The sequence below is a fragment of the Streptomyces sp. NPDC002785 genome (assembly GCF_040295565.1).
In the GTDB taxonomy this organism is placed as follows: Bacteria; Actinomycetota; Actinomycetes; order Streptomycetales; family Streptomycetaceae; genus Streptomyces.
Genome location: NZ_JBEOVN010000240.1, coordinates 1 through 9,883, shown reverse-complemented (window position 1 = coordinate 9,883; position 9,883 = coordinate 1). Strand labels below are relative to the sequence as shown.

At 68.1% G+C, this 9,883-nt stretch carries 12 protein-coding genes; 4 read left to right on the top strand and 8 right to left on the bottom strand.

What is annotated here, in order from left to right; all coding sequences use genetic code 11:
- Nucleotides 1-304: 304 nt before the first annotated feature.
- Nucleotides 305-946, bottom strand: a complete 642-nt coding sequence (locus ABTZ94_RS33385) for a DNA-3-methyladenine glycosylase (protein ID WP_351206525.1) — start codon at nucleotides 944-946, stop codon at nucleotides 305-307.
- A 73-nt stretch (nucleotides 947-1,019) separates the two neighbouring features.
- Between ABTZ94_RS33385 and ABTZ94_RS33380 the strand changes: the two genes are divergently transcribed.
- The 3 genes from ABTZ94_RS33380 (at nucleotide 1,020) to ABTZ94_RS33370 (ending at nucleotide 3,047) form a co-directional block, all read left to right on the top strand.
- On the top strand, nucleotides 1,020-1,802 hold the full coding sequence (locus ABTZ94_RS33380; RefSeq protein WP_351206523.1) for a sporulation protein: 783 nt from the start codon (nucleotides 1,020-1,022) through the stop codon (nucleotides 1,800-1,802).
- A 51-nt stretch (nucleotides 1,803-1,853) separates the two neighbouring features.
- Nucleotides 1,854-2,384 (top strand): YbhB/YbcL family Raf kinase inhibitor-like protein, encoded by a 531-nt coding sequence (locus ABTZ94_RS33375; protein ID WP_351206521.1) that lies wholly within the window; start codon nucleotides 1,854-1,856, stop codon nucleotides 2,382-2,384.
- A 156-nt stretch (nucleotides 2,385-2,540) separates the two neighbouring features.
- Nucleotides 2,541-3,047, top strand: coding sequence for an HNH endonuclease (locus tag ABTZ94_RS33370; protein ID WP_093895792.1), 507 nt, complete (start codon nucleotides 2,541-2,543; stop codon nucleotides 3,045-3,047).
- A 69-nt stretch (nucleotides 3,048-3,116) separates the two neighbouring features.
- On the opposite strand, the gene ABTZ94_RS33365 is transcribed toward ABTZ94_RS33370, so the two are convergent.
- The 4 genes from ABTZ94_RS33365 to ABTZ94_RS33350 all read right to left on the bottom strand — a co-directional run bounded on the left by ABTZ94_RS33365 (nucleotide 3,117) and on the right by ABTZ94_RS33350 (nucleotide 6,339).
- Complete coding sequence (locus tag ABTZ94_RS33365) at nucleotides 3,117-3,884, bottom strand: sulfite exporter TauE/SafE family protein (protein WP_351206518.1); 768 nt, start codon at nucleotides 3,882-3,884, stop codon at nucleotides 3,117-3,119.
- Between the two features lie 62 nt (nucleotides 3,885-3,946).
- Entirely contained in the window at nucleotides 3,947-4,876 is a 930-nt protein-coding gene (locus ABTZ94_RS33360) for an SPFH domain-containing protein (protein ID WP_351206516.1), read from the bottom strand.
- Between the two features lie 146 nt (nucleotides 4,877-5,022).
- The gene (locus tag ABTZ94_RS33355) at nucleotides 5,023-5,451 is read right to left on the bottom strand and encodes an NfeD family protein (RefSeq protein ID WP_351206514.1); all 429 of its coding nucleotides are present in this window, start codon (nucleotides 5,449-5,451) and stop codon (nucleotides 5,023-5,025) included.
- Between the two features lie 90 nt (nucleotides 5,452-5,541).
- Nucleotides 5,542-6,339, bottom strand: a complete 798-nt coding sequence (locus tag ABTZ94_RS33350; RefSeq protein ID WP_351206512.1) for an ABC transporter ATP-binding protein — start codon at nucleotides 6,337-6,339, stop codon at nucleotides 5,542-5,544.
- Nucleotides 6,340-6,482: 143 nt separating this feature from the next.
- Between ABTZ94_RS33350 and ABTZ94_RS33345 the strand changes: the two genes are divergently transcribed.
- Entirely contained in the window at nucleotides 6,483-7,262 is a 780-nt protein-coding gene (locus tag ABTZ94_RS33345; protein ID WP_351206510.1) for an Rv1486c family protein, read from the top strand.
- 280 nt (nucleotides 7,263-7,542) lie between these two features.
- Here ABTZ94_RS33345 and ABTZ94_RS33340 read toward each other — a convergent pair whose 3' ends face one another.
- The 3 genes from ABTZ94_RS33340 to ABTZ94_RS33330 all read right to left on the bottom strand — a co-directional run bounded on the left by ABTZ94_RS33340 (nucleotide 7,543) and on the right by ABTZ94_RS33330 (nucleotide 9,719).
- Nucleotides 7,543-7,791 (bottom strand): chaplin, encoded by a 249-nt coding sequence (locus ABTZ94_RS33340; protein ID WP_351206508.1) that lies wholly within the window; start codon nucleotides 7,789-7,791, stop codon nucleotides 7,543-7,545.
- 145 nt (nucleotides 7,792-7,936) lie between these two features.
- Nucleotides 7,937-8,581, bottom strand: coding sequence for a response regulator (locus tag ABTZ94_RS33335; protein ID WP_351206506.1), 645 nt, complete (start codon nucleotides 8,579-8,581; stop codon nucleotides 7,937-7,939).
- On the bottom strand, nucleotides 8,574-9,719 hold the full coding sequence (locus tag ABTZ94_RS33330; protein ID WP_351206504.1) for a GAF domain-containing sensor histidine kinase: 1,146 nt from the start codon (nucleotides 9,717-9,719) through the stop codon (nucleotides 8,574-8,576). Before ABTZ94_RS33330 ends, ABTZ94_RS33335 begins: the two co-directional genes overlap by 8 nt.
- Nucleotides 9,720-9,883 lie beyond the last annotated feature (164 nt).

Here is a 9,883-nt window from a genome sequence, read left to right as displayed (position 1 = left end):
CCTTTCCGGCGGTTCCAACCTTACCAGATTCTTTTTCGTTCCGTTTCCGGTCCGAATTTGAATTCCGGTGGCCTTTGGAGTGGCCTTGCCTTTCGGCGTGTCCACTACATTAACCGATTTCCTTGGCGACTCATAATCGAGTCGATGGGGGTCGAATTACGGCATGCCGAATTCGCACCCGCCAGGGTGAGTCGTAGGTAGTGGTTGGCCGCTTCCGGATGCTCGGGGCGGTCCGATGGACCGTACCAACAGCAGTACCCGTTTCAAGCGGCTCGGACTACATTAGGCGGCCCCCAAGGGCGAGTCAAGTTGCTCGGCGACGTGGCACATGGGCTCTGTAGGGGCTCACTGTGGGGTCTCCGTCGATCCAGAAACGCCACGGATGTGTGGCTCCGTCGCCGCCCACTCCGGTGCGCGGGCCGTTGCGCACCTGGTCGCGGGGTGGCGGGGTGCCGTGCAGTACCGACAGCGGGGCGCCGGTGTGGGCGATGGCGTCGGTGCCGTTCAGTCCGCGGTCGACGTCGAGGGCAGTGGCCAGTCGGGCCGGGCCTTTGGCCAGTTCCTTGTCGTTACGGGCCGAGATTCGACGTTTGCGGGTGAGGTCGGCGCCGACCTGGATGTCTCCGGCACGGAGCAGCACACCGCTGGCCTTTCCCTCCGGGCCGCACACCAGATTGAGGCAGTGCCACATGCCGTACGTGAAGTAGACGTAGGCGTGGCCGGGTGGTCCGTACATGACGCTGTTGCGCGGGGTGCGGCCTCTGAACGCATGCGATCCGGGGTCGATCTCGCCGGCGTAGGCCTCGACCTCGGTGAGACGGAGTTCGATGGGGCCGTCGGGGGTGGCGCGTACCAGGGTCCGGCCCAGGAGGTCGGGTGCCACGTCCAGCACGGGGCGGTCGAAGAAGTCGCGTGTCAGTGGCGTACGGTCCAGGCCCTCGATCATGGCGTTCGAGGTTACCGGGAACTGACTACGGTCGTGGCGCGTATCTAGGGGTCAGGACCAAGAAGGAGTAAAAATGGGCTTCAAGCGGCTACTCGCGAGCATCGGTGCCGGCGGTGCTTCGGTGGAGACCGAGCTGAGCGAACTCAATGTCGTGCCGGGTGGGGTCGTCCAGGGCGAGGTGCGGATCCAGGGCGGATCCGTGAATCAGCAGATCGAGGGACTCTCCGTCGGTCTGCAGGCCCGGGTCGAGGTCGAGGGCCAGGACACGGAGACCAAGCAGGACATCGAGTTCACCAAGCTTCGGCTCGGTGGCGCGTTCGAGGTGCAGGCAGGTGCCGTGCACGTCGTACCGTTCGGGCTCGAAATTCCGTGGGAGACGCCGATCACGATGTTCGCCGGTCAGCATCTGCACGGCATGAACATCGGCGTGACCACGGAGCTGGAGATCGCACGGGCGCTGGATTCCAGCGACCTGGACCCGATCAATGTGCACCCGCTCCCGGCTCAGCAGGCCATTCTCGACGCCTTCGGGCAGCTCGGCTTCGGCTTCCGCAGCGCGGACATGGAGCGCGGCCACATTCGCGGTACGCGCCAGCGGCTGCCCTTCTACCAGGAGATCGAGTTCTTCCCGCCGCAGCAGTACCGCGGGCTGAACCAGGTGGAGCTGACGTTCGTCGCGGACGACCGCGAGATGGACGTCGTCCTGGAGATGGACAAGAAGTCGGGGCTCTTCAGCGAGGGCAGCGACTCGTACCGCGCGTTCAAGGTCGGGCTGAACGACTTCCAGGGGACCGACTGGGCGGCGTATCTCAATCAGTGGCTCGCCCAAGTCGGCGGTCAGCGCAACTGGCTCTAGGGTCGGGGGAGACCTGCTGACAGTAGTGGAGCGATCAGGAGAGGTGCTGACGTGACCGAGCCGAAAAGGGCGCCGCTGCCGCACGACTTCCATCCCGAGGTGCCGTCGTTCACGGTGGTGAGCGAGGATCTCGCGCCCGGGGCTGTGCTGGCGGATGCCCAGGTGTTCGCCGCCGGGAACACTTCGCCGCAACTGCGGTGGGAGGGGTTCCCGGACCGGACCAAGAGTTTCGCCGTGACCTGCTTCGATCCCGATGCTCCTACAGGCAGCGGATTCTGGCACTGGGTACTCTTCGACATCCCGGCGTCGGTCACGGAGCTGCCGGCCGGTGCGGGCAGCGGAAGGTTCGAGGGGCTGCCGGCCGGTGCCGTACAGGTCCGTAACGACTACGGGTCGAAGGACTTCGGCGGCGCCGCGCCGCCGGCCGGTGAGAACCACCGCTATGTCTTCACCGTGTACGCGGTGGACAGCGAGAAGCTGGGTGTCGACAGCGATGTGTCGCCCGCGGTCGTCGGATTCAATCTGCGGTTCCACACGCTGGGCCGTGCTCAGCTGATCGGTGAGTACACGGGTCCCGCCTAGTACACGGTGAACCGAGAGTTCCCCTGCTGTTTGCCCTGCCCTGGTCCTGGAGAGATCAGGGCAGGGCATTTTTTATTGCGTTGTCCATCACGGCCTGTCCAGCCAGAGTTGATCCGGGCCTGCCAGCGGGCGGGCGGCACACGGGAGGTGGGCGAGATGCGGGACACGCTGGTGCTGAACGCGAGCTTCGAGCCGCTGTCGACGGTGACGCTGAACCGTGCGGTGGTGCTGATTCTGCAGGACAAGGCTGTCGTCGAGCAGTCGCACCCCGATCTCCGTATGCGTGGCGCCGCCGTGGACATTCCGGTACCCCGGGTGATCAGGCTCTGCCGGTACGTACGGGTGCCGTTCCGAAGACAGGCTCCATGGTCCAGAAGGGGCGTGCTGATACGGGACCAGCACCGGTGCGCGTACTGCGGGCGACGGGCGAGCACCGTCGACCATGTGGTGCCGCGCGCCCAGGGCGGTCAGGACACCTGGCTGAACACGGTGGCGTCCTGCGCCGAGGACAATCACCGCAAGGCGGCCCGGACACCGGAGCAGGCGGGGATGCCGCTGCTGCGGCAGCCGTTCGTACCGTCGCCGGCGGAGGCGATGCTGCTGGCCCTGGGGGCCGGTGAGCGGTCGGCGCTGCCGGAGTGGCTGGACCGCACCGCGGCGTAGTCGGCGCAGTCGGCGTACGCATGTTGTCGTATCGGATGCCCGACTCCTTGGAGGGCGGGCATCCGTGTGTCAGCGGAGCAGCAGCTGGACGATGGCGACCGTGCCGACCGCGACGATGAGTATGCGCAGGACGGTGGGGCTGAGGCGGCGGCCGATCTTGGCGCCGATCTGGCCGCCGAGTGCGGAGCCGACGGCGATCAGTACGACGGCCGTCCAGTTGAAGTCCGCGACGAAGAGGAAGAAGAGCGCGGCGATGCTGTTGACGACGGCGGCCAGGACGTTCTTGACGGCGTTGAGGCGCTGCATCGTGTCGTCGAGCAGCATGCCCATCAGGGAGAGGTAGATGATCCCCTGGGCGGCGGTGAAGTAGCCGCCGTAGACGCTGGCGAGCATCAGTCCGACGAAGAGGAGTGGGCCGCCGTCGTGGCGGGCGGGGGTGCTGGTGTGTTCGCGTCGGCGCTGGACGGCTTTGCTGATGCGGGGTTGCAGGATGACCAGGACGAGGGCCAGGGTCACCAGGATCGGCACGATCGTCTCGAAGGCCGTGGAGGGCAGGGCCAGCAGGAGGGTGGCGCCGGTGAGGCCGCCGATCAGGGCGCCGATGGCGAGCTTGAGTACGCGGCGAGACTGTCCTGTGAGTTCCTTGCGGTAGCCGATGGCGCCGCTGATGGAACCGGGGATCAGACCGAGGGCGTTGGAGACGGTGGCGGTGACCGGGGGCAGACCGGTGGCGAGCAGCACCGGGAAGGTGATCAGCGTTCCCGATCCGACGATCGTGTTGATCGTGCCCGCGCTGGTGCCCGCGACGAAGACGGCGAGCATCTCCCAGGTGGTCATGGCTAATCCCCCGTGCATGATCGGTGCTTGGTGCACTGATCATGCACGAGGGCGTGTACGCGTCAGTCGACCGGGGGTTGCTCTCGGCGTTCCTTGCCGGTGTCGAATCCGGGGACACCGTTGCCGAGGTTGCCAAAGGCTCCGCTGAGGCCCTTGAGGGCGTCGCCGATCTCGCTGGGCACGATCCAGAGCTTGTTGGCATCGCCCTCGGCGATCTTCGGGAGCATCTGGAGGTACTGGTACGAGAGAAGCTTCTGGTCCGGGTCGCCGGCGTGGATGGACTCGAAGACCGTGCGGATGGCCTGGGCCTCGCCCTCGGCGCGCAGGGCTGAGGCCTTGGCCTCACCTTCGGCGCGCAGGATCGCGGACTGCTTCTCGCCCTCGGCGGTGAGGATCGCGGACTGGCGGGTTCCTTCGGCCTGGAGGATCGCGGCGCGCTTGTCGCGGTCGGCGCGCATCTGCTTCTCCATCGAGTCCTGGATGGAAGTGGGCGGTTCGATCGCCTTGAGCTCGACGCGGTTGACGCGGATGCCCCACTTGCCGGTGGCCTCGTCGAGGACTCCGCGGAGGGCGGCGTTGATCTCCTCGCGGGAGGTCAGGGTCCGCTCCAGGTCCATGCCACCGATGATGTTGCGAAGGGTGGTGACGGTGAGCTGCTCGATCGCCTGGATGTAGCTGGCGACTTCGTAGGTCGCGGCCCTTGCGTCGGTCACCTGGTAGTAGATGACGGTGTCGATGTTGACGACCAGGTTGTCCTGGGTGATCACCGGCTGGGGCGGGAACGGCACGACCTGTTCACGGAGGTCGATCCGGTTGCGGATGGTGTCGATGAATGGAACGACGATGTTCAGGCCGGCGTTGAGCGTGCGGGTGTAGCGGCCGAAGCGCTCCACAATGGCGGCGCTGGCCTGCGGGATGACCTGGATCGTCTTGATCAGGGCGATGAAGACGAGCACCACCAGAATGATCAGGACGATGATGATCGGTTGCATCGTGTTCCTCGTTGCCCTTCGGTTGCTGACGGATCGCGGTGTTCGAGGTCGAGATCCCGGGAGGGGCCGTATGCCTCGACGGCCCCGGTCTCATGATGATCGACATCGAGTCTGACAGAACGCGCTCTGCTGTGTGGGTAGTTCGGTCACATGACGACCGCCGTGGCTCCGTCGATGTCGACGACATCGACCTGTTGGCCCGGATCGAAGCTCTGGTCCTCGTCGAGTGCGCGGGCGGACCAGATCTCTCCGGCCAGCTTGATCCGGCCCCCGCTGCCGTCGACCCGTTCCAGGACGACGGCCTGACGGCCTTTCAGCGCATCGATGCCGGTGGCGAGTTGGGGCCGGTCGGCACGGTGCCTGGCGGCGATCGGGCGGACCACGGCGATGAGGGCCACGGAGACCGCGACGAATACAAGTACTTGGGCCACCATGCCGCCGCCGAGTGCCGCGACGACCGCCGCGGCGACTGCTCCGACGGCGAACATGCCGAACTCGGGCATCGCGGTCAGGACGAGCGGGATGCCCAGTCCCACCGCGCCGATCAGCCACCACACCCACGCATCGATGTCCACGTGGTCATGGTAGGACTGCGGGTGCCCTCGCGGACAGGGCGCGGGCGGGCGGCTGCGCCGTTGCGTCCGGAGACTGTCGTTCGGCTGCGCCTACGAGAGCGGCAGTCCGCGGGCCGTGTAGCGGTCGCCGGTGTGCTCGACGACGAGCGGCAGGCCGAAGCAGAGGGAGAGGTTGCGGGAGCTGAGTTCGGTCTCCATGGGGCCCGCGGCGAGCACCTTGCCCTGGCGGATCATCAGGACGTGGGTGAAGCCGGGGGCGATCTCCTCGACATGGTGGGTGACCATGATCATGGAGGGGGCGTACGGGTCGCGGGCCAGTCGGCCGAGGCGGCGGACCAGGTCCTCGCGGCCACCGAGGTCGAGACCCGCGGCGGGCTCGTCGAGGAGCAGCAGCTCGGGGTCGGTCATCATGGCGCGGGCGATCAGGGTGCGCTTGCGCTCGCCCTCGGACAGGGTGCCGAACTCGCGGTCGAGGTACTCGGTCATGCCGAGCCGGTCGAGGAAGGCGCGGGCACGCTCCTCGTCGACGGCTTCGTAGTTCTCGTGCCAGGTGGCGGTCATGCCATAGGCAGCGGTGAGCACCGTCTGCAGAACGGTCTGGCGCCGGGGCAGCTTCTCGGCCATGGCGATGCCCGCGATACCGATGCGGGGGCGGAGTTCGAAGACATCGGTGCCGACGCCGCCGAGCTGCTCGCCGAGGATCTTGGCGGTGCCGGTGCTCGGGAAGAGGTAGCTGGACGCGATGTTGAGGAGGGTGGTCTTGCCGGCGCCGTTCGGGCCGAGGATGACCCAGCGCTCCCCCTCCTTGACCTGCCAGGAGACGGCGTCCACCAGAGCGCGTCCGTCGCGGACCACGGATACGTCCACCAGCTCCAGTACTTCGCTCATGGCGCGTTGTCTCCCCATGCAGTGTCGAGATCGTCGCGTGCCTGTGGGCACAGCTCCCAGGGAAATCTACGCCACCGCAGGAGAGCTCCAGGCGCTGGGCCCGTGTGACGACAGGCCTCGGGGTCGTTCCCTAGGCTGTTCCCATGCTTTCGGAACCACGCTCAGGACTGCTGGCCGCTTGGGGAAACGCGCTTCTGGCCGGACTTGTGTCGCCGGACGACGCGGCGCTCGCCATTGTCGGGGAGGACGCGGTGCACCGCGTCGAGGGACTGCCGGGTGAGTCCGGGCCGGTCGGGCTCACGCTGGCGCTCGGGCGGTTGCGGAGTCTGGGGGTGACCGGTTTCCGGGTCGCGCTGCCGGCGCCCGGGCATCCGCTGGGGCTCAGCGGTCCGCCGGACTTCAATGCGCGGGCGTTGGAGGCCGAGGAGGCGGTGGTCGCGTTCGGTGCGCCGTACGGGCTGGTTCCCGAGGTGCGTGAGGTGGGGCCGGACGGGGATCTGCACGTCGAGGTGGTGTGGCGTTGTCTGCCGGTACGGGAGGCGCCGCCGGCCGATGTGCCGTCGCTGGGTGAGGCGGAGCGGGAGCTCGCCGAGGCGTTGCGGGATGCGACGGCGGTGCTGTCGCGGTTGGATGTGGCCGGTTCCGGGCCGGTGGCGGAGGCAGCGGTGGATGCGTACCGGGCGCGGGCGGAGCGGGGGCGTGAGGTGCTGGCTCCGGGGTATCCGCCGCGGGCGATGCGGGTGCTGGAGCTGGCGCAGCGGGTCGGGCTGTTGATCTCGGTGGCGTACGAGAACGGGCACGGCGGGGCGGTGAGCGCGTCGGAGATCGCGGCTCGGGGGGAGGCGCTGAGGCCGGTGGAGCGGGTGGCTCGGCGGGCGCAGGTTGCCGCGTACAACGCGTATGTGGAGGAGCGGGAGCGGTAGGCCTTGGGCGGCCGGGCGGGGAGGGCGGCTGTTGCCCAGCCCCGCGACGCCGGGTGCGTGCAGCTGCAGGACGAGTGTGAGGGCAACACGGAGCGTTGTGGCCTGACGACGATGCCGCAGATGTGCGTGACCGGCCCCGCGACGCCGCCCCCCATGTGCCGGTCGGTCTGAAGGGTGTGGGAGGTGCCTCGTGGACGGGCTTGGGCGTGCCGGGGCGGGCTTCGGATGTCGCCGGACGGGCTCGATGCGCCCGGCCGGCGACACAGGACCGTGAGGTCGGTCAGCCGTTCAGGCCGAAGTTGCCGAAGGCCGGGTTGAGCAGGCCGATCACGTTGACGGTGTTGCCGACCACGTTCACCGGGATGTGCACGGGGACCTGGACGACGTTGCCGCTGGCCACGCCCGGGGAGTGGGTCGCGGCGCCGTGGGCGCCGGCGCCGTGGCCGGTGGCGGAGGCCGCGCCGGCACCGGCGGCGATGATTCCACCGGCGATCATGGTGACGGCTGCGGCCTTCTTCAGGTTCTTCACTTCAGGATCCTCCTAGCGTGGCTGCGGCCAGCCGCCGCAGCACCCTGGAGAACGCCTCGGGGGCGAGCAGGTTGCGCCGTCCGGGTGACATACACCCGACAGTATGAATCTCGGTCCGGAGAAAGACGGTCCGCTTCGGTGCCGGTCAGCCCGCCGCCCCATGCCGGACGGCCCAGAGGGCCGCCTGGGTCCGGTCCGAGAGATCCAGCTTCATCAGAATGTTCGAGACGTGTGTCTTGACGGTCTTCTCGGAGAGGATCAGTGCTCGCGCGATCTCGCGGTTGGATCGGCCGTCGGCGATCAGGCCCAGTACTTCCCGCTCCCGTTCGGTGAGGGTGCTCCCCCGGCCCGTACCGCTGCCCGTGTCGTCCTGGGCGAGCAGGGCTCCCGCGACCTCCGGCTGGAGCAGGACGTGGCCCGCGTGCACCGAGCGGATGGCGCCGGCCAGGGCTTCCGGATCGACGTCCTTGTATACGTAACCGGAGACTCCGGCTCGCAGAGCGGGGACCACGGTGCGCTGCTCGGTGAAGCTGGTGACGATGAGTACCTTGGCCGGATTCCCCATCTCGCGGAGCTTGCGCAGGGCCTCGATCCCGTCGGTGCCGGGCATCTTGATGTCCATCAGGACGACGTCCGGGCGGAGCTCCTCGGTCCTGGCCACCCCCTCGGCGCCGTCGGACGCCTCGCCGACCACTTCTATGTCGTCCTGAATCTCCAGGAACGTACGCAGACCGCGGCGGACCACCTGGTGGTCGTCGACCAGCAGCACCCTGATGATCTTGTCAGCCACCGGGTACCTCCATCTTGATCGTGGTGCCCTTGCCGGGCGCCGATTCAATGGTGAGACTTCCGCCGACACCGCTTGCGCGGTCCCGCATCGATACCAGGCCCAGGTGGCGGCCTGCCTGCCTGGTCGCCGTGGGTTCGAAGCCGCTGCCGTCGTCGGTGATCCGCAGCAGCGTGCTGCTGCCGTGCCGGGTCAGGGTGACGTCGACGTGCTCGGCGCCCGAGTGACGCAGTGCGTTGTGCAGGGCTTCCTGGGAGACCCTGAGCAACGCTTCTTCCTGGGCGGCGGGCAGGGCCCGTACACCCAGGCTCTCGAAGGTGACCCGGGCCGCGTGCGCACGGTCCAGGACCTGGATCTGGGTACGGAGTGTGGCGATGAGGCCGTCCTCGTCGAGCGCGGCCGGGCGCAGTTCGATGACGGCGGCGCGCAGCTCGTCCACAGCTTCCGCGGCGAGCGCGGCGACCTGGTGGAGTTCGCCCTTGGCGCGGGCCGGGTCGCGGTCGACCAGGGCGGTGGCGGCCTGAACCGTCAGCCGCAGCGAGAACAGCTTCTGGCTGACCGCGTCGTGCAGCTCATGGGCGAGCCGGGAACGCTCCTCGGCGATGGTGAGCTCACGACTGCGTTCGTACAGCCGGGCGTTGGTGAGGGCGATCGCCGCATGCTGCGCGAGGATCGACAGCAGTTCCTCGTCCTCGGCGGTGAAGCCGCAGCTGCCCTCGGGTTTGGGGCAGCGCTTGTTGGCGAGGAAGAGCGCGCCGATGATCTCGTCACCGTCCCTGATGGGCAGGCCGAGGAAGTCGGACATGTCGGGGTGGGCGGCGGGCCAGCCCTCGAAGCGCGGGTCCTTGCGGACGTCGGCAAGGCGCTCGGGCTTCGCCTTGTGGAGCATCGCGGCGAGGACGCCGTGCTGCCGGGGCAGGGGACCGATGGCCTTCCACTGCTCTTCGTCGACACCGTCGACGACGAACTGGGCGAAGCCGCCGTGATCGTCGGGGACGCCCAGGGCGGCGTACTCGGCGTCCAGCAGCCGGCGGGCCGAGGCGACGATCGTCTTCAGGACATCACGCACTTCGAGATGCCGGCTCATGGCGAGCAGTGCGGCACTCACCACTGCGAGGCCCGACTGTGGGCGATGACTCATGGCCTCACCGTACCGGCGGCGCGGGGACGCCGTATCGGCCTGTGGACGGTGCTGATTCGGGCGCAGGGACTAGGACCAATGCCGTTCGGTTAGCCATCTGACGGGCTTGGCAACGTGCTGATCTCGATGTGGACGGTGGTCCTGTGGGTGCGGTGGTCGATGTC